The organism is Streptomyces sp. NA02950 (genome assembly GCF_013364155.1).
Classification (GTDB): Bacteria; Actinomycetota; Actinomycetes; order Streptomycetales; family Streptomycetaceae; genus Streptomyces.
Genome location: NZ_CP054916.1, coordinates 4,101,618 through 4,123,014, shown reverse-complemented (window position 1 = coordinate 4,123,014; position 21,397 = coordinate 4,101,618). Strand labels below are relative to the sequence as shown.

Here is a 21,397-nt window from a genome sequence, read left to right as displayed (position 1 = left end):
TGTGGTGTTCGGGGCCGATGGCACGGGCCCCAGGTACGGGACCAGGGTAGTGCGTACCGGATACTGGAACGCATGGCTTATGACGATCTTCGTTCCTTTCTGCGGGCGCTGGACAGAGAAGGCGACCTCACGCGGGTCAAGGCCGAAGTCGACCCGTACCTGGAGATCGGCGAGATCGTCGACAGGGTCAACAAGGCGGGCGGCCCCGCCCTGCTGTTCGAGAACGTCAAGGGCTCGTCGATGCCGCTGGCGATGAACGTCTACGGCACCGACCGCCGGTTGCTGAAAGCCCTCGGGCTGCGCTCCTACGACGAGATCAGCGAGAAGATCGGCGGGCTGGTCAAACCCGAGCTGCCACAGGGCTTCGGCGGGCTGCGCGAGGCGTTCGGGAAGCTGGGCGCCATGGCGCACGTACCGCCGAGGAAGGTCAAGGAGGCGCCCGTCCAGGAGGTCGTCCTCACCGGTGACGACGTCGATCTGGAGGCGCTTCCGGCGCTGTTCACCTGGCCCGAGGACGGCGGTTCGTTCTTCAACCTGGGCCTGACGCACACCAAGCACCCGGAGACCGGGGTACGCAACCTCGGCCTCTACCGCCTCCAGCGCCATGACCGCCGCACGATCGGCATGCACTGGCAGATCCACAAGGACAGCCGCAACCACTACCAAGTGGCCGCCAGGCGGGGCGAGAAGCTGCCCGTCGCCATCGCCTTCGGCGCACCGCCCGCGGTGACGTACGCCTCCACCGCCCCGCTCCCCGGCGACATCGACGAGTACCTCTTCGCCGGATTCGTCCAGGGCAGGCGGATCGAGATGGTCGACTGCAAGACGGTGCCGCTCCAGGTCCCGGCCAACGCCGAGGTGGTCATCGAAGGATGGCTGGAGCCGGGGAAGACGCTGCCGGAGGGCCCGTTCGGCGACCACACCGGCTTCTACACCCCGCAGGAGCCGTTCCCGGCGCTGACCATCGACTGTGTGACGATGCGCAGGCGGCCGCTGTTGCAGTCGATCGTGGTGGGTCGGCCGCCGACCGAGGACGGCCCGCTGGGCCGGGCCACCGAGCGGTTCTTCCTCCCGCTGCTCAAGATCGTCGTCCCGGACATCGTGGACTACCACCTCCCCGAGTCCGGCGGCTTCCACAACTGCGCGATCGTCTCGATCGACAAGAAGTACCCCAAGCACGCCCAGAAGGTGATGCACGCCATCTGGGGCGCCCACATGATGTCGCTCACCAAGCTGATCGTGGTGGTCGACGCCGACTGTGATGTGCACAACCTCCACGAGGTGTCCTGGCGCGCGCTGGGGAACACGGACTACGCGCGCGACCTCACCGTCGTCGAGGGCCCGGTCGACCATCTCGACCACTCCTCGTACCAGCAGTTCTGGGGCGGCAAGGCGGGGATCGACGCCACCGCGAAATGGCCCGAGGAGGGCTATACGCGCGACGGCGGCTGGCCCCGGATGGTCGAGTCCGATCCCGCGACATCCGACCGGGTGACGCGTCGTTGGAAGGAGTACGGGCTGTGACGTCCGCCGCCGCTGCCGCGCCGCGCCCCGGCACCACCAAGTCGTTCCTGCGGCTGGTACTGATCGAGCACTCCGTCTTCGCGCTGCCCTTCGCCTACATCGCCGCGTTCACCGCGATGTTCCAGTGGGACGAGAGCGTCCACTGGACCCGGCTGCTGCTGATCACGGTGGCGATGGTGGGGCTGCGCACCTTCGCGATGGCGGCGAACCGGATCATCGACCGCGAGATCGACGCCCGCAATCCGCGTACCGCGGGCCGTGAACTGGTCACCGGCGCCGTGTCCGTGCGCACCGCGTGGACCGGGGCGTTCATCGCGCTCGCGATCTTCCTGGGCGCCGCGGCGCTGCTGAACCCGCTGTGCCTGGTGCTGGCGCCGGTCGCCGTGGTGCCGATGGTGGTCTATCCGTACGGCAAGCGGTTCACCGACTTTCCGCACGCGATCCTGGGCCTCGCCCAGGCGATGGGGCCGGTCGGCGCCTGGATCGCGGTCACCGGCGAGTGGTCCTGGGACGCGGTGATCCTGGGGCTCGCGACCGGCATCTGGATCGGCGGCTTCGACCTGATCTTCGCCTGCCAGGACGTGGCCGCCGACCGGGCGCACGGGGTGCGGTCGGTCCCGGCCCGCTTCGGGATCGCCGGGGCGCTGTACGGGGCGCGGGTCTGCCATGTGCTCACCACGGCCCTGCTGGTCTGGTACGCGCTGGCCACGGACGCCGGAGCGTTCTTCTGGGCGGGACTGGTGATCGTCGCCGCGGCCTTCGGGTACGAGCACAGCATCGTGCGCCCGGGCGATCTGTCGCGGCTGAACCGCGCCTTCTTCACCGTCAACGGGTTCATCGGGATCGCGCTGTTCTGCTGTGCGCTGCTCGACCTGGTGGTGCGGGGGCTGAGCCTGTGAGAGCGCCCGGACGGCGGCGGATAGGCTCGGTCGTGTGGAGCCGCCGCAGGAGCCGTCCAGGCCGTACGAACAGGTGAGCCGCCGCCGTCCCTGGGTGGTCGGTGTCTCCGGCGCGTCCGGGACGCCGTACGCCGCCTCGGTGCTGCGCGCGCTGCTGGCGGCGGGCGAGGCCGTCGATCTGGTGATCAGCCGGGCATCACGGCTGACGCTGCTGGACGAGACCGGCATCGCGTTCCGGGACGCCCACTGGCGCGACGATCTGCGCCGCTGGCTGGCGCGCGGCGCGAACGGCACTCCCGACGCCTTCGAGGTACCGGCCGCGGTGGCGGACGTGCGCCACTGGGCGGCCGGGGACCTGGCCGCCGGGCCGTCCTCCGGTTCGTACGAGGTCAAGGGGATGCTGATCGTCCCGGCGAGCACCGCGTGTGTGGCCGGGGTGGCGCTGGGGCTGTCGAAGGACCTGCTCCAGCGGGCCGCGAGTGTGACGCTCAAGGAGCGGCGCCGGCTCGTGGTCGCCGTGCGGGAGACGCCGCTGAACGGGCAGACGCTCCGGCATCTGGTGTCGCTGGACGAGGCGGGCGCGGTGGTGCTGCCCGCCTCTCCGGCGTTCTACGCGGGGGCGACGCATATCCAGGACCTGGTGGACTTCGTCGCGGGGCGGGTGCTGGACGCGGCCGGGGTGCCGCACAAGCTGTACCGCCGGTGGGAGGGGGAACTCGGTGGGGACCGAGGGAGGGGTTAGCGGGTCCAGCGCTTCCGGGCCAGCGCGGCGCGGGCCGCGACGACAACAGCGCGGCGCCCCGCACGGGTGGTGGGCCGGTGGTTCGCACGCGAGCGGTTGGCCAGGTCCCGCAGCTCGTGCATGCGGGCTTCAAGACCCTCGATCGTGTACACGGTGAGTCTCATCTCCTGAGGAAAACAGGTCGATCGCCTAAAAGATTTACAGGACTTGTGGTCCTGATGCCTTAGATTCTACATGTAATGTCGCTCGAACTCTGAATAATGGAAGGCGCACGGCATATGGACGCGGTGGACAGGCAGCTCATCCAGGCGCTGCGGGAGAACGGCAGGGCCTCGTACGCGGAGTTGGGCAGGCTTGTCGGCCTGTCCGGACCCAGCGTCACGGACCGCATCAACCGCCTGGAGGCGGCCGGGGTCATCACCGGCTATCGCGCGACCGTCGACGCCGCTTCCCTCGGGCTCGGGGTCACCGCGCTGATCGGCATTCAGCTCTCCGACGCCACCGACCACGAGGACGTGGCGCAGCGGCTGCGCGAACTGGCCGAGATCGAGGACTGCTGGTTCATCGCGGGCGACGACTCCTACATGCTCAAGGTGCGCGCCTCGGACGTGGACGGCCTGGAGCGGACCATCCGCAGGCTCTCCGGCACCAAGGGGGTCTCCCGGACCCGCACCACGATCGTGCTGTCCACCAAGTGGGAGAACCGGGTCGGGGAACTTCCGGCGGACACCGAGGCGTAGTCTCGGCGAAGCCGACATCGGCAGAGAAGCCGGCATCGGCGGAGAAAGGGCCGGACACACACGGCCGACGCAGGGCGAAGGCATGGGAGGCGACCGCGTGACGGCGACCACACACGACGTGGGTTTCAAGCGGGAGTTGGAACAGAAGGTTCGTGCGGGGGAGCGGCTCTCCCGTGAGGACGGCATCGCCCTGTACGAGTCCGACGACCTGGCCTGGCTCGGCGGTCTCGCCCACGAGGTGCGCACCCGCAAGAACGGCGACGTCGTCCACTTCAACGTCAACCGTCACCTCAACATGACGAACGTGTGCACCGCGTCCTGCGCGTACTGCTCCTTCCAGCGCAAGCCGGGCGAGAAGGACGCGTACACGATGCGCATCGAGGAAGCGGTGCGGCTCGCCAAGGCGATGGAGCACGAGAACCTCACAGAGCTGCACATCGTCAACGGTCTGCATCCCACCCTTCCCTGGCGCTACTACCCGCGGTCACTGCGGGCGCTCAAGGAGGCGCTGCCGGAGGTGTCGCTGAAGGCGTTCACCGCCACCGAGATCCACCACTTCGAGAAGATCTCCGGACTCAGCGCCTCCGAGATCCTCGACGAGCTGATCGACGCCGGTCTGGAGTCGCTGACCGGCGGCGGCGCCGAGATCTTCGACTGGGAGATCCGCCGCCACATCGTCGACCACGAGACCCACTGGAAGGACTGGTCGCGCATCCACCGGCTGGCCCACCAGAAGGGGCTGAAGACCCCCTGCACCATGCTGTACGGCCACATCGAGGAGCCCCGGCACCGCGTGGACCACGTGCTGCGGCTGCGGGAGCTCCAGGACGAGACCGGCGGCTTCCAGGTCTTCATCCCGCTGCGCTACCAGCACGACTTCGTGGACATGCGGGACGGCAAGGTCCGCAACCGGCTCCAGGCGCGGACCACCATGGCGACCGGGGCCGAGGCGCTGAAGACCTTCGCGGTCTCCCGGCTGCTCTTCGACAACGTGCCGCATGTGAAGGTCTTCTGGGTCATGCACGGGGTGCAGACCGCACAGCTCGCGCTCAACCACGGCGCGGACGACATGGACGGGTCGGTCGTCGAGTACAAGATCACGCACGACGCGGACAACTACGGCACGCCGAACAAACTGACCCGCGACGACCTGCTGGAGCTGATCCGGGACGCGGGCTTCCGCCCGGTCGAGCGGAACACCCGGTACGAGGTCATCCGCGAGTACGAGGGCCCCGACGCGGAGCGGCGGGAGTCGCCGCAGCCGATGCGGGTGTGACGACGGCTGTCTGAGCGCTGCTGAGCGGGGCACCCGGGGCGTATGACCCGCGGCAGAGGCCGGACGAGCCCGGAGGACGCCTACACCGCCGCCCCCTTCGTTCCGGAGGGCGCCGACCTCGGCGCGCTCCGGGAAGCGGCGTCCGGATGCCGCGGCTGTCCGCTGCACCGCGAGGCGTCGCGGACGGTCTTCGGGGCCGGTGACGCGGACGCCCGGGTCGTGCTCGTCGGTGAGCAGCCCGGCGACCAGGAGGACCGGCGGGGCAAGCCCTTCGTCGGCCCCGCGGGCAAGGTGCTCGACCGGGCCCTGGACGAGGTCGGTATCGACCCGGACGAGACATACATCACCAACGCCGTCAAGCACTTCAAGTTCACCCAGGTCCCCGAGCGCGGCAAGCGCCGTATCCACAAGGCGCCGAGCCTGCGCGAGATCTCCGCGTGCGGGCCGTGGCTGGCGGCGGAGCTGGAACTGATCGAGCCCGAGGTGATCGTCGCGCTCGGCGCGACGGCCGGAAAGGCGCTGCTCGGCCCGGGGTTCCGGGTGACCAAGGAGCGCGGGACGCGGCTGGAGGCGGACGGCTCGGGCCCGGCCCCCGGCGGGCTGGTCGTCGCCACCATCCACCCCTCCGCCGTACTGCGGGCCGACGACCGGGAGGCGGTCTACCAGGGGCTGGTGGCCGACCTCGGGGTGGCGGCGGACGTGCTCAACGGGTGAGGCACCCGGGACCGCGGCGATATCCGGCTCGGTATCGTCGGCGGCATGCCACTGACGTTCGAACTCGACCCGGCCGTCACCCCCGCGCTGCGCGACGGGATCTGCGCCCTGTGGGCCGACACCTCGAACGCGGACGGAGCCGTCGGCTTCGTCCCGCCCGTCACGGTCGACGACGTCCGTGCCGCTCTCGTCAAACACCTGGTGGCGATGGCCGAGGACCGCGCCCGGCTGCTGGTCGGCCGTGACGAGGGCGGCGCGGTCGCCGCCACCGCCCTCATCGGCCTCAACACCCACCGGCTGATGCGCCACTGGTGCTGGCTCTACACCGTGCTGGTCCACCCCTCCCACCAGGGCAAGGGGTACGGCCGCGCGCTGATGACGGCGGCCGAGGAAGCGGCCCGCGGGCTGGCCGGGATCACCGGGATACGGCTGACCTGCCGCGGCGGCCGCGGTCTGGAGCGGTTCTACGGCACCTGCGGCTACAAGGAGGTCGGCCGGGTACCGGACGCGATCCGCGTCGCGGAAGGCGAGTTCCGCGACGACATCACGATGTGGCTGCCGCTGAATTGATCGAAAGGCGGACGTGCTTCACTGGGAGGGCAGGATCCCCCCAGCAGAAAGAAGTCCAGCCGTGTCACTCCAGCCGAGCGCCACGTTCCGCTACACCCTGATGCGCCTGGGGATCTTCGCCGGTTCCTTCCTGGTCATCTGGGGGCTGGTCTGGTTCCGCATCGTCCCGTCCGGCCTCGGCCGGTCGAACCTGTTCTGGGTGGCCCTGCTCGCGCTGATCGTCTCCGCCCCGCTCAGCTGGATCCTGCTGCGCAAGCAGCGGGAGGCCATGGCGGTCCAGGTCGCCGGGAAGGTGGACCGGGCCAAGGAGCGGCTGGCGGCGAACCAGAGCCAGGAGGACGGCGTCTGACCGGCACCGCACCGGCCGCGCTGTAACCCCCTCCTGTAACCCTCCTCACACCGCCGACACACGCCTTGACGCGCCCCTTGGGCCGGCATCCGCCGCCCCAGGGGGCGTTGACGCGTTCCGGGCCGAGCGGGGGTCAAAGATATTCTTTGGGTTCCTCAAAGCGGCGGTGTTAACGTACTTGTCATGAAGACAGCAGCCGCGCCCCGTATCGCAGCGAGCGTTCCGCTCGTGGCGCGCCTGCACATCGATCTTTGCCGCTGCCTGTCCGCGGCCTGTCGCCGCCGCTGACCCCTCTCGCGTACAGCGGCCGGAGATCCCGTACGGACTCCTGGCTCCTCTTCACCCTTTTCTTGACCTCCCCCGGAGTGTGTCCGTTGTCGTCCGTCCCCGAGACGTCGTCGAAGACGTCGTCGTCCTTCCGCCTGCCCAAGGTCCCCTTCTGGGCCCAGATCCTGCTCGGCCTGGTGCTGGGCGTCCTGCTCGGCTGGGTCGCCCGGAGCGGCGACGTCGGCTGGCTGGTCACCACTCTCGACAAGATCGGCACGATCTTCGTCCAGCTGCTCAAGCTGGCCGTGGCCCCGCTGGTCTTCTTCGCGATCCTGATATCGATCACCAACCTGCGGAACGTCAACAACGCCGCCCGGCTGGCGACCCGCACCCTGCTGTGGTTCATGGCCACCTCGCTGATCGCGGTCGCCATCGGCCTGACCATCGGTCTCCTCACCAACCCCGGCTCCGGCACCGGCCTGACCCCCAAGGACGGCGCCGAGCCCGAAGAGGCGGGCTCCTGGCTGGACTTCCTGACCGGCATCGTGCCCACCGACATCGTCACGCCGTTCACCCAGCTCAACGTCCTCCAGATCGTCTTCCTCGCCGCCGTGGCGGGCGTCGCCGCCCTCCAGCTCGGCGAGAGGGCCCAGCCGATCCTGACCCTGAGCCAGTCGGTGCTGGAACTGCTCCAGAAGGCGCTGTGGTGGGTCATCCGCCTCGCCCCGCTGGGCACCCTCGGCCTCATCGGCTTCGCCATCGCCGAGTACGGCTGGGACCTTACGGCCAAGTACGCGACCTTCACCGCCGACATCTACATCGGCTGCGCACTGGTGATGTTCGGCGTCTACCCGCTGCTGCTCTCCACGGTCGCCAAGGTCAACCCGCTGAACTTCTTCAAGGGCGCCTGGCCCGCCATCCAGCTCGCCTTCGTCTCCCGTTCCTCGGTCGGCACCATGCCGCTGACCCAGAAGGTCACCGAGCGCCTGGGCGTCCCCAAGGAGTACGCCTCCTTCGCGGTGCCGTTCGGCTCCACGACGAAGATGGACGGCTGCGCCTCGATCTACCCGGCCATCGCCGCGATCTTCATCGCCCAGATCTTCGACGTCCACCTGGGCATCGGTGACTACCTGCTCATCGCCTTCGTCTCGGTCATCGGCTCCGCCGCCACCGCCGGCCTCACCGGCGCCACGGTCATGCTGACCCTGACCCTCTCCACCCTGGGCCTGCCCCTGGAGGGCGTCGGCCTGCTGATGGCCATCGACCCGGTCCTGGACATGATGCGGACAGCGACCAATGTGGCGGGCCAAGCGCTGATTCCGGTCCTGGTCTCGGCACGGGAGAAGATCCTCGACCGCGACGCCTACGCCCACGCCTCGTCGTCCCCGCTGGACGATCCGGACGGCACCGGTCAGACGGACCCGGCCGAACCCCAGCTGGCCGCCGCGTAACACCGCGGCCGGCGCGCCACCGCGACGGCGTCCCGGTGCCCCCGGACCTCACCGAGGTCCGGGGGCACCGTGCTGCGCGCGGCTGGATAGGCTCGTCGGCGATATGTGTGCGGGGGCACGATCGAAGAGGGGGCTGCCTGCGTGGGCGGGGCGATGAGGAGCAAGCGCGTACCGCGGGCGGTGCGGGAGCAGCAGATGCTGGACGCGGGGGTGCGGGCGTTCGCGCGCAGTGGCTATCAGCACGCCTCGATGGACGACATAGCGGAGCTGGCGGGGGTCTCCAAGCCGCTGGTCTATCTCTATCTGCACTCCAAGGAAGAGCTGTTCGCCGCGTGCATACGGCGTGAGGCCGCGGCGCTGGTGGCGGCGGTGCGGGCCGCCGTGGAGCAGGGAGCGCCCGCCGACCGGCAGTTGTGGAGCGGGCTGAGCGGGTTCTTCGCCCACACCGCCGCCCATCAGGAGGGCTGGACGCTGCTGCACGTCCAGGCCCGTACGCACGGGCGGCCGTTCGCGCGGGAAGTGGGCGAGATGCGGAAGGAGTTGGTGGATTTCGTGACCCAGCTGCTGGCCGTCGCGGCGCGGGACAACGCGGTGCGGGAGCGGCTGGACCGTACGGATGTGACCGCGATCGCGTACGCCCTGGTGGGCGCGGCCGAGTCGCTGGCCGACTGGGCGGGTGTCCGGGGCGGTCCTTCGGCCCAGGAGGCGGCAACGACCCTGATGGACTTCGCCTGGGCGGGGCTGGGCAATGTGCTCCGTGGAGAGGGATGGTCGCGCAAGGCCGTGTCCCGCGAGGCGGCCTACGATGGATGACGCGTTGTCAGCCGCGGTTCCCCGGGGGGGGCGGACGGTCACCCGATCGGGCGCGCGCGTCCGCGGTGCGCCGCCGTCGGCCTCCGTGCGCTGGCTAGTCTCGATGGGCTCGGTTCCGGTCGGACGTGTGAGAGCGGTGAGGGAGCATGGCCATGAACCGTCGGCCCGCCACGGCCGAATGGCTCGGCCTCCGGCCGCATCCCGAGGGCGGCTGGTACCGGGAGACCTGGCGCAGCGAGGTCTCGGCCCAGCCGCCGGGTTACACCGGTGAGCGGGCGACGGCCACGGCGATCTACTTCCTGCTGACTCCGGGTGAGGAGTCCCGCTGGCACGTGGTGCTCTCGGCCGAGTTGTGGATGTGGCACCGTGGCGGTCCGCTGCGGCTGCTCCTGGGCGGGGCGGGTGAGCGGCCGGAGACCGGCCGCCCCGCCGAGGTGATGGTGGGGCCGGATATCGCGGCCGGGCAGCGGCCGCAGGCCGTTGTCCCTCCGGGGGTGTGGCAGTCGGCGCGTCCGGCGACGGACGAGGAGGTTCTGGTGAGCTGTGTGGTCTCGCCGGGTTTTGAATTCGCCGACTTCCGCATGCTGGAAGACTGACGTCAGGCGGCGCGGCCGTCCTGTTTTCGTGGAGCCACGGCGCACGGATGCACATGCCGACGTCACCGATCCGGCTCGGCGGCGGAGCGGGGTGACCGTGCAGCGGCGCGGCCGAAGTCGGTGGTCAACCAGCATTCGATGGACACATCAGGGAATGCGTGGGGCTGGTAGGCGCCCGCCACCGGGGAGATGTCGGTGATCCGGTCGAGACGGAAGGTGCGCCAGTCGTCCCGGTCGACATCGAAGGCCACCAGGTACCAGTGGCCGCCGCGTAGGAAGTGGCGGTACGGCTCGACCAGGCGGATCGACGGCCGGTCGTGCTGGTCGATGTAGCGGAACCGGAGCCTGCTCTCCTCGGCCACCGCGTCGGCGATCACGCCGACGGTCGCTGCCGCGACCACGGCGCCGGGCTGCTGAAGCACCTCGGTTGCGAGGTCGGTCGCGGCCGCGCGGCGGCGCAGGGGGCGGGGCAGGACTTGGTCGAGCTTGAGCAAGGCGCTCGATGCGACCGCCTCTTCGGGGAGCCAGGCACGGATCAGATGCAGCCCGGCCACCAGTGCGGTGACCTCGTCGGCGGTGAACAGCAACGGCGGGACCTTGACTCCGGGCCTCAGCCGATAGGCGCTGCCAGGTCCCGGGCGGGCCTCGACGGTGTATCCGAGCCGGCGTAGCCGCTGGGCGTCGCGCCGTACGGTGCGGACGCTCGTGCCGAGCCGTTCGGCCAGGTCGGCGGCCGTCCACTCGCCCCCCGACTGCAGCAGGGTCAGCAAGGTCAAGGTCCTGATCGTCGGATCCGGTTCCATGCCTTCAGCCTTCCAGGAGAGGAGGACGGGTTCGGGCCGCCTCTGTTCCTAGCCTGAAGTCGAACCACCGAATGAGAGGAAGCCATGCAGATCGCTGTCACCACTCCGACGGGCAACGTCGGCCGCCACGTCGTCGCCACGCTGGTGCGCGCCGGGGTCCGGCCGCGCGTCCTGCTGCGTGAGCCCGGCCGGCTGGCTCCCGATGTCCATGACGAGGTGGATGCCGTATCGGTCGACCAGTACGACGCCGACGCGGTGGTGGCCGCCACCGAGGGCGTCGACGCACTGTTCTGGGTGGACCCGACCACCGGTGGTGCGGATCCCCTCGCCGACTACGCCCGCGCCACCGGCAGTGTGGTCCGCGCCGTCGCCGAGAACCGGATCGGCCGTGTCGTCTTCCTCAGCAGCGTCGGCGCCGAGAAACGTCACGGGGCCGGCGAGATCGACGGCCTGGCACACACCGAAACCGCCTTGGATGACATCGGCGTCGACGTCACCCACCTCCGCTGCGGCTACTTCTTCACCAATCTCGAGCTTCAACTCGACGCCCTGCGCGGCGGCGCGCTCCAGGTGATCCTTCCGCTCGACCAACCCATGGCCTGGGTGGCGCCTCGCGACATCGCCGAGGTGGCCGCCACTCGTCTGCTGTCTCCTGCCTGGTCCGGACGTTGCGTACAGGCGGTTCACGGGCCCGCCGACCTCACCTGGCGGCAGGTCGGCGACATCCTCACCGCTGCCACCGGTCGGCGGATCAGCGTCGAACGGATCACCGACGACGCCATGCGCGCCCGGCTCCATCAGGCCGGGATGACCGACGGATTGGTCGAGGCCGTGCTCGGAATGTCGACCGGCCTGCGCGAGAACTTCGTGCCCGAACAGCGCCGCACCGTCCGGACCACCACCCCGACCACCCTCGCCGCCTGGGCCTACGACCATCTCCGGCACCGGATCGTCGGCGCGTCGTGAGTCATCCGTCGTGAGTCATCCGTCGTGAGTCATCCGGGGGGCCGGAACACGGGCCCGGAAAGGCAGGAGCCCCGCTTCCTCCGCGGTTGCGGAGGAGCAGGGCTCCTTGGGTACTGCTAGATCAGACCGCGCTGACGTTCTCGGCCTGCGGGCCCTTCGGACCCTGGGTGACGTCGAAGGTCACGGCCTGGTTCTCCTCGAGGGAGCGGAAGCCAGACGCGTTGATCGCGGAGTAGTGAACGAAGACATCGGGGCCGCCGCCGTCCTGGGCGATGAAGCCGAAGCCCTTCTCGGCGTTGAACCACTTGACGGTTCCGGTAGCCATAAGCCCTCCTTGGGCCAAAGGGTTGCCCTGCTCCAGAACCTGCAAGAAGTCTGAAAACTACAAAAGCCTGCGGTTACATGCTCCGCAGGCTCTGTACTGCAAGGGAAACCAAACTGCAACTTGCGGCGAGCTTAGCACGCTGCGTGTGCGAGGCGAAAGAGCCGAAGATCACGAATACGTGGGGTTTCCGGGCGCCTGGAGATGGATAAGAACGCAGGTCGCGCGGCTGCGCCCGGGGAATCGCGGGTGATCGCGCGCCCCCGCCGCCGTCGCGGATGCCGCACGGGGCTAGCCTCCGGATGTGGACAATTCACCGAGTTCCCCCACGCGGAGTACACAGGGTGCCGCCGAAGGCGTCACGGCCGCCGGCGACCACCGGCGCAGCCGCCCGAGAGTGGGCCACATCCAGTACCTGAACTGCATGCCGCTGTACTGGGGGCTCGCCCGGACCGGCTCGCTCCTCGACTTCGAGCTCACCAAGGGGTCGCCCGACGCGCTGAACGACCTGCTCGTCAGCGGCGACCTCGACATCGGTCCGATCAGCCTGGTCGAGTACCTGCGCAACGCCGACGACCTGGTGGCGCTCCCCGATATCGCGGTGGGCTGCGACGGGCCCGTGATGTCCTGCGTGATCGTCTCGCAGTTGCCGCTGGAGCAGTTGGACCGGGCCCGGGTGGCGCTCGGCTCGGCCTCCCGCACCTCGGTGCGCCTGGCCCAGCTGCTGCTGGCCGAGCGGTACCAGATCACGCCCGAGTACTACACCTGCCCGCCGGACCTCAGCCTGATGATGCAGGAGGCCGAGGCGGCGGTGCTCATCGGTGATGCCGCGCTGCGCGCCAACCTCCACGACGCGCCCCGGCTGGGTCTCCAGGTCCATGACCTCGGCCAGATGTGGAAGGAGTGGACCGGGCTGCCGTTCGTCTTCGCGGTCTGGGCCGCCCGCCGCGACTACCTGGAGCGGGAACCGGTGATCGTGCGCAAGGTGCACGAGGCGTTCCTCGCGTCCCGGAACCTCTCGCTGGAGGAGGTCGGCAAGGTCGCCGAGCAGGCGGCGCGCTGGGAGGCCCTGGAGGAGTCGGTGCTGGAGCGTTACTTCACCACCCTCGACTTCAGCCTCGGCGAGGCGCAGTTGAAGGGCATCGCCGAGTTCGCCCGCCGGACCGGACACGAGGGGGGCTACCCGGCGGACGTGCGGGTGGAGCTGCTGGATCTGTCCTCCGGCGCCTGAGCGGACGGAGGCGTCTGAGCGGGCGAAGCGGATCCGGAAGGTTCGCGGAGGTCGGGGGCCGGGGCTGGGCTGGGCCGCCGTCCCGGCTCCCGCCTAAGCTGGACCGCGCCGTCGAGGGGGGAGGGGCGCCATGGATCCGCTGGGAGCGGACGACCCGCGGGTCATCGGCGCGTACCGGCTGCTCGGGCGGCTCGGATCGGGCGGTATGGGCCGGGTCTATCTGGCGCGCAGCGCCGGAGGGCGCACGGTCGCGGTCAAGGTGGTGCACGCGCACTTCGCGCTGGACGAGGAGTTCCGCGCCCGCTTCCGGCGTGAGGTCGAGGCCGCCCGCCGGGTCGGTGGCTCCTGGACCGCACCGGTGCTGGACGCGGACCCGGAGGCACCCGTTCCGTGGGTGGCCACGGGCTATGTGGCGGGCCCCTCGCTCAGCCGGGCCGTATCCGACGAGGGACCGCTGCCCGAGGCGTCGGTACGGGCACTGGGGGCGGGGCTCGCGGAGGCGCTGGGCGCCGTGCACGCCCTGGGTCTGGTCCACCGTGACGTCAAGCCGTCCAACGTGCTGCTGGCCCTCGACGGGCCGCGGCTGATCGACTTCGGGATCGCCCGGGCCACCGACGGCACCGCGTCGCTCACCTCCACCGGCGCATCCATCGGCTCGCCCGGCTATATGTCGCCCGAGCAGATCCTCGGCGAGAACGTCGGCGGCCCGACCGACGTCTTCTCGCTGGGCTCGGTGCTGGCGTACGCGGCGACCGGTGGGGGCCCCTTCCCCGGCGACAGCTCGGCGGCGCTGCTGTACAAGGTGGTCCACACCGAGCCCCGGCTCAGCGAAGGGCTCACCGGCGAACTGCGCGCTCTGGTGACCGCGTGCCTCGCCAAGAACCCCGCCGACCGCCCCACCCCGGAGCAGATCGTCCGGCGGCTGGCGCCCGCGGCCGGTGCCTCGGAGCTCGTACGGTCCGGCTGGCTGCCGGGGGCGCTGGTCGAGCGGGTGAGCCGACGGGCGGTGGAGCTGCTCGATCTGGAGGCGGAAACGGAGGATCCGGAGCCGGTCACGGCAGCCGAACCGGCGGCTACGCGCGAACCGGCGGCTACGCGCGAACCGGCGGCTACGCGCGAACCGGCGGCTACGCGCGAACCGGCCGCCGCATCGGAGGCGGCTGCCGCACCCGAACCGGCCGCCACGCGGAACCCGGCGGCCGAGGAGACGTCCGCCACCGGCCCGGACCGGCCGGCGCCGCCCCCGGCCCCTTCCCCGCCTCCCAAGACCTCCACCGCCGGAGCGCCCGCCCTGGGCGCCTTCGGCCCCCCTGACCCCTCGTACGCGGGCGGGACCTCCTACCCGAACGGGCTCCCCCGCCACGAGCCCGCCGACGGCCCCACCCCGCCGCCGTCCCACCCCGCCCCGGCACCACCGCACCCGGGGCCGTCGGCCCCGGCACCGCCGTCCCCGTCCCCGGTCCCGGAACAAGCCCGCAGCGTCGCGCTCAGCGCGTCCCTCGGCGGCCGGAAGCGGCCCAAGGCGGTCAGCTGCACCCTCGTGCTGTCCGTCGCGGGCGCCCTGGCCGCCGCGACGACCGCCGCGGTGGTCTTCCACGTCCTGCCCGGCAGTGACAAGGACGCCGGCGCCGGTTCCGACCGCGGCGACACCCGGCCCGACAGCCCGTCCAGGACGCCGCCCGGCGACGGCGCGGGCCCGGGCGCGGTGCCGAAGAAGTTCCTCGGCACCTGGCGGGGCGATCTCACCTCCGACTCCGGCATCCCCGTGGGCACCATGACCATCACCTTCCGGCAGGGCCGCGTCGGCGCGCAGGTCGCCAGCGGCCGGGTGACGCTGTCGGTGCTGCGCTGCGACAGCACCTGGAAGCTGCTCTCCGCCACCTCCGGCGAACTCCGTCTCGACGCCGCTCTGAAGCGGGACGGGCCCCGGGAGGGATGCAGCGACGGCTCCACGGACGAGCGGTTCGTCCTCGTCAACGGCAACACCCTGAGGTACCGCGCGAAGGACAAGCAGGCGGGCGACCCCAGCGGCACCCTGCGCAAGCTCCGTTAGGGCGCGGCCGAGGCCACGTCCCAAGGGCCCTCGGGGTACCGGACACGCACCCGCAGCGGCCTGCAACCGCTGGCGTAGGCTGAGTCGGTCCGCCCGTAAATCCTCCGAAAGGTACGCCCCGGTGACCGCGAACGCAGAGTTGCAGGCAGTCCTCGACCGCGCCGCCGGCGGGGGGCGTATCTCCCCGGAAGAGGCGCTCGACCTCTACCGGTCCGCTCCGCTGCACGCGCTGGGAGCCGCCGCCGACGCCGCCCGCCGCAGGCGTTACGCGGGTACCGAGCACATCGCGACGTACATCATCGAGCGGAACATCAACTACACCAACGTCTGTGTGACGGCGTGCAAGTTCTGCGCCTTCTACGCCCCGCCCAAGGACACCGCCAAAGGCTGGACCCGCGATCTCGACGACATCCTGCGCCGCTGTGCCGAGACCGTCGAACTCGGCGGCACCCAGATCATGTTCCAGGGCGGCCACCACCCGGACTACGGCGTCGAGTACTACGAGCGGCACTTCGCGGCCATCAAGAAGGAATTCCCGCAGCTGGTGATCCACTCGCTGGGGGCCTCCGAGGTCGAGCACATGGCACGGATCTCGGGTGTCCCGGCGCAGGAGGCGATCCGCCGGATCCACGCGGCGGGGCTGGACTCCTTCGCGGGCGCGGGCGCCGAGCTGCTGCCCGAGCGGCCGCGCAAGGCCATCGCCCCGCTGAAGGAGTCCGGTGAGCGGTGGCTGGAGATCATGGAGATCGCCCACAACCTCGGGGTGGAGTCCACCTCCACGATGCTGATGGGCACCGGCGAGACCAACGCCGAGCGGATCGAGCACATCAGCATGATCCGTGACGTGCAGGACCGTACGGGCGGCTTCCGCGCCTTCATCCCGTACACCTACCAGCCCGAGAACAACCACCTCAAGGGCCGCACACAGGCGACCGTCTTCGAGTACCTGCGGATGATCGCGATCGCCCGGCTCTTCCTCGACAACGTCGCCCACATCCAGGGCTCCTGGCTGACCGTCGGCAAGGAAGCCGGACAGCTGTCCCTGCACTACGGCGCGGACGACCTCGGCTCGGTCATGCTGGAGGAGAACGTGGTCTCCTCCGCGGGCGCCAAGCACCGCTCCAACCGGATGGAACTGCTCCATCTCATCCGCGCCGCGGGCCGCGTCCCCGCACAGCGCGCCACCACCTACGAGCACCTGGTGGTGCACGACGACCCGGCGAACGACCCGGTCGACGACCACGTCGTCTCCCACCTGTCGTCCACGGCCATCGCGGGCGGCACCGCCCACCCCGAGCTGACGGTCATCGAAGCCTCCTGATGCTGACGCTCCACGCCGCGCCCCTCGTCCGGCACACCCCGGACGACGCGGCACCGCTGCACGACGCCGCCGTCGCGGTCGACGGCGACCGCATCGCGGCCATCGGCCCGCTGGAGGAGCTGCGCCGGACCCATCCGCGGGCCCGGGTGCGGGAGTGGCCCGGCGCACTGGGCCCCGCCCTCGTCCACGAGGGGCCGGTGCCGGAGGCGCCCAGTCCGCGCGAGCGGATCCACGCCCTGCTGCGGCAGGGGGCGACGGGCGTCCTCGCGGACCGGCTCACCGACCCCGAGCTGCGCGCGGCCGCCCATCGCAACGGCCTCGCCGTCCTGGACCGGCCACGGGCGGTCGCCCTGGTCCCCGGCGGCCGTGCCGACCTCGCCGTCTTCGGCCCGGACGGGGAGTGCCTGGCCACCGTGGTCGCCGGGCGGCTAATGCACCGTCGCCGGTGATCGCCGCCGCGGCGGTGCCGACCCCTGCGGCGGACCGCCGCCGCGCGAGGTGAACAATAGGGCTGTGACCCGAGCATCCCTGGACAAGCAGCCGCATGAAGTCGCCGCCATGTTCGATGACGTGGCGGCCAACTACGACCTCACCAACGACGTGCTGTCCCTCGGGCAGGCCCGGCTGTGGCGCAAGGCGGTCGCCCGGGCGGTCGACGCGTCCCCCGGTGAGCGGGTGCTCGACCTCGCCGCCGGTACCGGCACGTCCTCGCTGCCGTTCCGCGCCGCGGGCGCCTACGTGGTCCCCTGCGACTTCTCGCTCGGCATGCTCCGGGAGGGCAAGAAGCGCCACCCGAGGCTGCCGCTGACCGCGGGCGACGCGACCCGGCTGCCCTTCGCTGACGGGGTCTTCGACGCCGTCACGATCTCCTTCGGGCTGCGCAACGTCCAGGACACCCAGGGCGCGCTGCGCGAGATGCTGCGGGTGACCCGGCCCGGCGGCCGGATCGTCATCTGCGAGTTCAGCCACCCCACTTGGGAGCCGTTCCGCACGGTCTACACCGAATACCTGATGCGCGCGCTGCCGCCGATCGCCACCGCGGTCAGCAGCAGCCCGGACGCGTACGTCTACCTCGCCGAGTCCATCCGCGCCTGGCCCGCTCAGCCGGGGCTGGCCGCACGGCTGAGCCGGGCGGGCTGGTCCCGGCCCGCCTGGCGCAACCTCACCGGCGGTGTGGTGGCCCTGCACCGCGCGTACCGGCCGTAACCGGCTGCCGAGGCTTGTCTGCTCCGGAGGTTTGCAGATCCAGCCGGTGGCAGATGGCCGGGGACCGGGAGTCCGGGCTCACCAGGTTCTCCGCGGACCGCATGCCCAGCCGCCGGGTCACCGCTATGGAGCGTTCGTTGCGGGCGTGCACCGTCGCGACCACATGGCCGACCCCGGGGGCGCGCACCCGCTCCAGGGCGGCCGCCTCCGCGGCCACCGTGGCGTACCCCTGGCCCCAGTACGCGCGGCCGAGCCGCCAGCCGGTCTCGATCTCGCCCACCGGTCCCCAGTCCTGGGGCCACGGCTGGGCGCCGGTGAAGCCGATCACCTCGTCCGAGGCGTCCAGCAGGGTGTAGAGGCAGAAGCCGTACCGCTCGGCGTGATCGCGCCGGCGGGCGGTGAACTCCTCGTAGTGGGCGAGGTCGTGGGAGGCGTCGCCGTGGAACTCCATCACCTCCGGATCGTCGAAGACCCGGTGCCAGGCCGCGGCGTCGCCGGGGGTGGGCACACGCAGACGTACGGCAGGCTGGGTCACGGTCGTGGAGTACGGCCCTTCGCAAGTGGTGGAGCGCGCCCCCATAGACTGCTGGTGTCCAGTGACCGGCGCGACCGGCATGCCGTTACCGAGGCTTCGGGAGACCCCGCGTGAGCGAGACCGCACCCACCCAGAGCGCGTCCTCCGTGAGCTCGGAGCGCAGCGCCGACGTGATCGTCGTCGGCGCCGGACCGGCCGGTTCCACCACCGCGTACTACCTGGCCAAGGCGGGCCTGGACGTTCTGCTGCTGGAGAAGACGGCCTTTCCGCGCGAGAAGGTGTGCGGTGACGGACTGACCCCGCGCGCCACCAAGCAGCTGGTCGCCATGGGCATCGACGTCTCCGAGGAGGCGGGCTGGCTGCGCAACCGGGGCCTGCGGATCCTGGGCGGCGGGGTGCGACTGGAGCTGGACTGGCCCGATCTGGCCGCGTATCCGAACTACGGACTGGTCCGCAAGCGCGACGACTTCGACGAGCAGCTGGCGCGCCAGGCGCAGAAGGCCGGGGCGCGGCTGTACGAGCGCTGCAACGTGGGCGCGCCGATCACCGATCCGCGCACCGGCCGGATCACCGGTGTCGAGGCCAAGCTGGGCGAGGAGAAGACCCCGGTCACCTTCCACGCGCCGCTGGTCGTCGCCGCCGACGGCAACTCCACCCGGCTGTCGCTGGGGATGGGGCTGCACCGGCGCGAGGACCGTCCGATGGGCGTGGCGGTGCGCACGTACTTCACCTCGCCCCGGCATGACGACGACTACCTGGAGTCCTGGCTGGAGTTGTGGGACCGGCGCGGTCCGCAGGACCGGCTGCTGCCCGGCTACGGCTGGATCTTCGGCATGGGCGACGGTACGAGCAACGTCGGTCTGGGGGTGCTCAACACCTCGTCCTCCTTCAAGGAGTTGGACTGGCGGGAGGTCCTCAAGGCGTGGTGTGCCTCGATGCCGGAGGACTGGGGCTACACCCCGGAGAACATGACCTGCCCGATCCGCGGTGCCGCCCTGCCGATGGCGTTCAACCGTCAGCCGCACTACACCCGCGGGCTGCTGCTGGTGGGCGACGCGGGCGGCATGGTCAACCCGTTCAACGGCGAGGGCATCGCCTATGCGATGGAATCCGGGCAGCTGGCCGCGGAGGTGACCGTGCAGGCGCACGCCCGGGCCACCGCCGCGCAGCGCGAGATGGCGCTCCAGCGCTATCCGAAGGTCCTCAAGGACACCTACGGCGGCTACTACACGCTGGGCCGGGCCTTTGTGAAGCTGATCGGCAATCCGAAGGTGATGAGGCTGGCGACCGAGCGTGGGCTGACCCATCCGATGCTGATGCGCTTCACTCTGAAGCTGCTGGCGAACCTGACCGATCCGACGGGCGGGGACGCGATGGACCGCATCATCAACGGTCTGACGAAGGTGACGCCGCGGGCCTGAGCGGGCGTGGCCTGAGCGGGCCTGAGCGGGCGTGCGGGCCCGGCGGGGCTTCTTACGCGCCGGGCGGGGCTCTTACGGGCCATCCGCCGCCGACGTGGCTACCCGCCGCTGTCCGGGCTCGCGCTGGTGATGACGCCGAACGGCGCCCCGGCCACATCCGTCAGCCAGGCCATCCGGCCGATGCCCTCGGCCGACACGGCGGGCATCAGCACCGAACCGCCCAGCTCCTGCCCCTTGGTGACCACTTCGTCACAGTCCGTCACCTCGATGTAGGGCAGCCACTGCGGTGGAGTCGAATGCCCCTCCTGGAGCTGGGCGACACCGCCGAAGGAGCCGTCCTTTCCGGCACCGGCCGTGGAGAGCATGGTGTACGTCCCGCCCGGGAACGACATCTCCTCGGTGTCCCAGCCGAAGACGGCGCGGTAGAAGGTGCGGGCCTCGGCGGGGTCGGGGGAGTGCAGCTCGGTCCAGCACAGGCTGCCCGGTTCGGTGACCAGTTCCAGGCCCGCCGTCTTGCCGGGCTGCCAGACGGCGAACCGGGCGCCCGCGGGATCGGCGAAGTGGGCCATCCGCCCCTCGTCGAAGACGTCGAACGGCGCGACCGCCACCCCGCCGCCCGCCCGCTCGACGGACTTCGCGGTGGCGTCGGCGTCGGGCGTGTGGAAGTACGGCGTCCAGGCCGCACGGGCACTCTGTTCGGTGAGCGGACCGAGGGCGGCGACGGTTTTGCGGTCCCGCTTGAAGAAGCCGTATCCGCCCGCCTCGGGACCGGCCGACTCGAAACTCCAGCCCAGCACCCCCTGGTAGAAGGCCGCGGCCGCATCGGTGTCGGGAGCGCCGAGATCGAGCCAGTTGGGTGCGCCGGGGACGTAGTCGGTGGTGAGCATGGATGCTCCTTCAACGATCGGACGTGAAGGACTTCTCGTACTCAGTCTGGCACCGGCCACCGGCCGCCGCCGCCGGGACCGCACGGTGTCCCAAGGGTTCGGAAAGCACCGCGAGGGTCCGAAATGACGGCATCGCCCGCGGGTGGTGACAATGAACAGAGGGGGCGCCGCGGGCGTCAGCCGCGGCGACCGGAACGATGGGGCCCGCGGGCCGGTTCCGCCGCCGGTGGGCCGTCAGGAGGTACACCCATGACGAAGGCAGCGGACATCATGCACCCGGGCGCGCAGTGGATTCCGGCCACGGAGTCGCTGGACCGCGCCGCGCAACTGATGCGCGAACTGAACGTCGGGGCGCTGCCGGTCAGCGACAGCAATGAGCGGCTGTGCGGCATTCTCACCGACCGCGACATCGTGGTCGGCTGTGTGGCGCGCGGTGGCGACGCGGCCCGGATGACGGCCGGCGACCTGGCCAAGGGCACCCCGCGCTGGATCAGCGCGGACGCCGATGTCAGCGAGGTCCTGCGGGAGATGGAGGAGCACCGGATCCGCAGACTGCCGGTGATCGACAAGAACAAGCGGCTCGTCGGCATGATCAGCGAGGCGGATCTCGCCCGTCACCTCTCCGACCAGCAGATCGGCGAGTTCGTGGAAAAGGTGTACGCCACGTCGTGAACGGCGTGAGGCCGCCGCCCCGGGAAGGGAACGGCGGCC

At 70.8% G+C, this 21,397-nt stretch carries 24 protein-coding genes; 19 read left to right on the top strand and 5 right to left on the bottom strand.

Features of this window, described 5'->3' with window-relative positions; genetic code table 11:
* Positions 1-72: 72 nt before the first annotated feature.
* The 3 genes from HUT19_RS17785 to HUT19_RS17775 all read left to right on the top strand — a co-directional run bounded on the left by HUT19_RS17785 (position 73) and on the right by HUT19_RS17775 (position 3,165).
* Positions 73-1,524, top strand: coding sequence for a menaquinone biosynthesis decarboxylase (locus HUT19_RS17785; RefSeq protein ID WP_176181431.1), 1,452 nt, complete (start codon positions 73-75; stop codon positions 1,522-1,524).
* On the top strand, positions 1,521-2,423 hold the full coding sequence (gene mqnP, locus HUT19_RS17780) for a menaquinone biosynthesis prenyltransferase MqnP (protein WP_176181430.1): 903 nt from the start codon (positions 1,521-1,523) through the stop codon (positions 2,421-2,423). The genes HUT19_RS17785 and mqnP overlap by 4 nt, the downstream gene beginning before the upstream one ends.
* 73 nt (positions 2,424-2,496) lie before the next feature.
* Positions 2,497-3,165, top strand: coding sequence for a UbiX family flavin prenyltransferase (locus HUT19_RS17775; protein ID WP_176186999.1), 669 nt, complete (start codon positions 2,497-2,499; stop codon positions 3,163-3,165).
* On the opposite strand, the gene HUT19_RS17770 is transcribed toward HUT19_RS17775, so the two are convergent.
* Positions 3,162-3,329, bottom strand: a complete 168-nt coding sequence (locus HUT19_RS17770) for a hypothetical protein (protein WP_176181429.1) — start codon at positions 3,327-3,329, stop codon at positions 3,162-3,164. The two genes, HUT19_RS17775 and HUT19_RS17770, sit on opposite strands and share 4 nt — an antisense overlap.
* A 114-nt stretch (positions 3,330-3,443) precedes the next feature.
* On the opposite strand from HUT19_RS17770, the gene HUT19_RS17765 reads away from it, so the two are divergent.
* The 8 genes from HUT19_RS17765 (at position 3,444) to HUT19_RS17730 (ending at position 9,941) form a co-directional block, all read left to right on the top strand.
* On the top strand, positions 3,444-3,905 hold the full coding sequence (locus HUT19_RS17765; protein ID WP_176181428.1) for an Lrp/AsnC family transcriptional regulator: 462 nt from the start codon (positions 3,444-3,446) through the stop codon (positions 3,903-3,905).
* Positions 3,906-4,002: 97 nt separating this feature from the next.
* Entirely contained in the window at positions 4,003-5,181 is a 1,179-nt protein-coding gene (gene mqnE, locus HUT19_RS17760; protein ID WP_254885632.1) for an aminofutalosine synthase MqnE, read from the top strand.
* A gap of 42 nt (positions 5,182-5,223) precedes the next feature.
* Positions 5,224-5,895 carry a UdgX family uracil-DNA binding protein gene (locus HUT19_RS17755; RefSeq protein ID WP_176181426.1) on the top strand — a complete coding sequence of 224 codons (672 nt, stop codon included), beginning with the start codon at positions 5,224-5,226 and terminating at the stop codon, positions 5,893-5,895.
* A 45-nt stretch (positions 5,896-5,940) separates the two neighbouring features.
* Positions 5,941-6,465 carry a GNAT family N-acetyltransferase gene (locus HUT19_RS17750; protein ID WP_176181425.1) on the top strand — a complete coding sequence of 175 codons (525 nt, stop codon included), beginning with the start codon at positions 5,941-5,943 and terminating at the stop codon, positions 6,463-6,465.
* 61 nt (positions 6,466-6,526) lie between these two features.
* Positions 6,527-6,814: a DUF4229 domain-containing protein gene (locus tag HUT19_RS17745; protein ID WP_254885631.1), complete on the top strand. Its 288-nt coding sequence runs from the start codon at positions 6,527-6,529 to the stop codon at positions 6,812-6,814.
* A 374-nt stretch (positions 6,815-7,188) separates the two neighbouring features.
* Positions 7,189-8,532 (top strand): dicarboxylate/amino acid:cation symporter, encoded by a 1,344-nt coding sequence (locus HUT19_RS17740; protein ID WP_176181424.1) that lies wholly within the window; start codon positions 7,189-7,191, stop codon positions 8,530-8,532.
* Positions 8,533-8,685: 153 nt separating this feature from the next.
* Complete coding sequence (locus HUT19_RS17735; RefSeq protein WP_176181423.1) at positions 8,686-9,345, top strand: TetR/AcrR family transcriptional regulator; 660 nt, start codon at positions 8,686-8,688, stop codon at positions 9,343-9,345.
* Between the two features lie 152 nt (positions 9,346-9,497).
* Positions 9,498-9,941: a cupin domain-containing protein gene (locus HUT19_RS17730; protein ID WP_217712267.1), complete on the top strand. Its 444-nt coding sequence runs from the start codon at positions 9,498-9,500 to the stop codon at positions 9,939-9,941.
* Between the two features lie 62 nt (positions 9,942-10,003).
* On the opposite strand, the gene HUT19_RS17725 is transcribed toward HUT19_RS17730, so the two are convergent.
* Positions 10,004-10,717, bottom strand: a complete 714-nt coding sequence (locus tag HUT19_RS17725) for a YafY family protein (protein WP_254885630.1) — start codon at positions 10,715-10,717, stop codon at positions 10,004-10,006.
* A gap of 111 nt (positions 10,718-10,828) precedes the next feature.
* Between HUT19_RS17725 and HUT19_RS17720 the strand changes: the two genes are divergently transcribed.
* Complete coding sequence (locus tag HUT19_RS17720) at positions 10,829-11,710, top strand: NAD(P)H-binding protein (protein ID WP_176181420.1); 882 nt, start codon at positions 10,829-10,831, stop codon at positions 11,708-11,710.
* A gap of 121 nt (positions 11,711-11,831) precedes the next feature.
* Here the strand turns inward: HUT19_RS17720 and HUT19_RS17715 are convergent, their stop codons facing one another.
* Positions 11,832-12,035 carry a cold-shock protein gene (locus tag HUT19_RS17715; protein ID WP_009715975.1) on the bottom strand — a complete coding sequence of 68 codons (204 nt, stop codon included), beginning with the start codon at positions 12,033-12,035 and terminating at the stop codon, positions 11,832-11,834.
* A 394-nt stretch (positions 12,036-12,429) separates the two neighbouring features.
* Between HUT19_RS17715 and HUT19_RS17710 the strand changes: the two genes are divergently transcribed.
* The 5 genes from HUT19_RS17710 to HUT19_RS17690 all read left to right on the top strand — a co-directional run bounded on the left by HUT19_RS17710 (position 12,430) and on the right by HUT19_RS17690 (position 17,843).
* Positions 12,430-13,263 (top strand): menaquinone biosynthetic enzyme MqnA/MqnD family protein, encoded by an 834-nt coding sequence (locus HUT19_RS17710; protein WP_176181419.1) that lies wholly within the window; start codon positions 12,430-12,432, stop codon positions 13,261-13,263.
* A 130-nt stretch (positions 13,264-13,393) separates the two neighbouring features.
* The gene (locus tag HUT19_RS17705; RefSeq protein WP_176181418.1) at positions 13,394-15,316 is read left to right on the top strand and encodes a serine/threonine-protein kinase; all 1,923 of its coding nucleotides are present in this window, start codon (positions 13,394-13,396) and stop codon (positions 15,314-15,316) included.
* 121 nt (positions 15,317-15,437) lie between these two features.
* Positions 15,438-16,637, top strand: a complete 1,200-nt coding sequence (gene mqnC / locus HUT19_RS17700; RefSeq protein ID WP_176181417.1) for a cyclic dehypoxanthinyl futalosine synthase — start codon at positions 15,438-15,440, stop codon at positions 16,635-16,637.
* Positions 16,637-17,086, top strand: a complete 450-nt coding sequence (locus HUT19_RS17695; protein ID WP_176181416.1) for a hypothetical protein — start codon at positions 16,637-16,639, stop codon at positions 17,084-17,086. The genes mqnC and HUT19_RS17695 overlap by 1 nt, the downstream gene beginning before the upstream one ends.
* A 64-nt stretch (positions 17,087-17,150) precedes the next feature.
* On the top strand, positions 17,151-17,843 hold the full coding sequence (locus tag HUT19_RS17690) for a demethylmenaquinone methyltransferase (protein ID WP_176181415.1): 693 nt from the start codon (positions 17,151-17,153) through the stop codon (positions 17,841-17,843).
* Here HUT19_RS17690 and HUT19_RS17685 read toward each other — a convergent pair.
* The gene (locus HUT19_RS17685; protein WP_176181414.1) at positions 17,800-18,423 is read right to left on the bottom strand and encodes a GNAT family N-acetyltransferase; all 624 of its coding nucleotides are present in this window, start codon (positions 18,421-18,423) and stop codon (positions 17,800-17,802) included. The two genes, HUT19_RS17690 and HUT19_RS17685, sit on opposite strands and share 44 nt — an antisense overlap.
* Before the next feature lie 65 nt (positions 18,424-18,488).
* Between HUT19_RS17685 and HUT19_RS17680 the strand changes: the two genes are divergently transcribed.
* Positions 18,489-19,799 carry a geranylgeranyl reductase family protein gene (locus HUT19_RS17680; RefSeq protein ID WP_254885628.1) on the top strand — a complete coding sequence of 437 codons (1,311 nt, stop codon included), beginning with the start codon at positions 18,489-18,491 and terminating at the stop codon, positions 19,797-19,799.
* A 98-nt stretch (positions 19,800-19,897) separates the two neighbouring features.
* Here HUT19_RS17680 and HUT19_RS17675 read toward each other — a convergent pair whose 3' ends face one another.
* Positions 19,898-20,686: a VOC family protein gene (locus tag HUT19_RS17675; RefSeq protein ID WP_176181413.1), complete on the bottom strand. Its 789-nt coding sequence runs from the start codon at positions 20,684-20,686 to the stop codon at positions 19,898-19,900.
* Between the two features lie 249 nt (positions 20,687-20,935).
* Between HUT19_RS17675 and HUT19_RS17670 the strand changes: the two genes are divergently transcribed.
* On the top strand, positions 20,936-21,358 hold the full coding sequence (locus tag HUT19_RS17670) for a CBS domain-containing protein (protein ID WP_176181412.1): 423 nt from the start codon (positions 20,936-20,938) through the stop codon (positions 21,356-21,358).
* The last annotated feature ends 39 nt before the right edge of the window (positions 21,359-21,397 follow it).

Bases quoted from the DNA above. Each gene is read 5' to 3' on its own strand.
- HUT19_RS17785 (WP_176181431.1), top strand. From the start codon at position 73: ATGGCTTATGACGATCTTCGTTCCTTTCTGCGGGCGCTGGACAGAGAA.
- HUT19_RS17770 (WP_176181429.1), bottom strand. From the start codon at position 3,329: ATGAGACTCACCGTGTACACGATCGAGGGTCTTGAAGCCCGCATGCAC.
- HUT19_RS17765 (WP_176181428.1), top strand. From the start codon at position 3,444: ATGGACGCGGTGGACAGGCAGCTCATCCAGGCGCTGCGGGAGAACGGC.
- HUT19_RS17755 (WP_176181426.1), top strand. From the start codon at position 5,224: ATGACCCGCGGCAGAGGCCGGACGAGCCCGGAGGACGCCTACACCGCC.
- HUT19_RS17750 (WP_176181425.1), top strand. From the start codon at position 5,941: ATGCCACTGACGTTCGAACTCGACCCGGCCGTCACCCCCGCGCTGCGC.
- HUT19_RS17735 (WP_176181423.1), top strand. From the start codon at position 8,686: ATGAGGAGCAAGCGCGTACCGCGGGCGGTGCGGGAGCAGCAGATGCTG.
- HUT19_RS17730 (WP_217712267.1), top strand. From the start codon at position 9,498: ATGAACCGTCGGCCCGCCACGGCCGAATGGCTCGGCCTCCGGCCGCAT.
- HUT19_RS17720 (WP_176181420.1), top strand. From the start codon at position 10,829: ATGCAGATCGCTGTCACCACTCCGACGGGCAACGTCGGCCGCCACGTC.
- HUT19_RS17715 (WP_009715975.1), bottom strand. From the start codon at position 12,035: ATGGCTACCGGAACCGTCAAGTGGTTCAACGCCGAGAAGGGCTTCGGC.
- HUT19_RS17705 (WP_176181418.1), top strand. From the start codon at position 13,394: ATGGATCCGCTGGGAGCGGACGACCCGCGGGTCATCGGCGCGTACCGG.
- HUT19_RS17695 (WP_176181416.1), top strand. From the start codon at position 16,637: ATGCTGACGCTCCACGCCGCGCCCCTCGTCCGGCACACCCCGGACGAC.
- HUT19_RS17685 (WP_176181414.1), bottom strand. From the start codon at position 18,423: ATGGGGGCGCGCTCCACCACTTGCGAAGGGCCGTACTCCACGACCGTG.
- HUT19_RS17675 (WP_176181413.1), bottom strand. From the start codon at position 20,686: ATGCTCACCACCGACTACGTCCCCGGCGCACCCAACTGGCTCGATCTC.
- HUT19_RS17670 (WP_176181412.1), top strand. From the start codon at position 20,936: ATGACGAAGGCAGCGGACATCATGCACCCGGGCGCGCAGTGGATTCCG.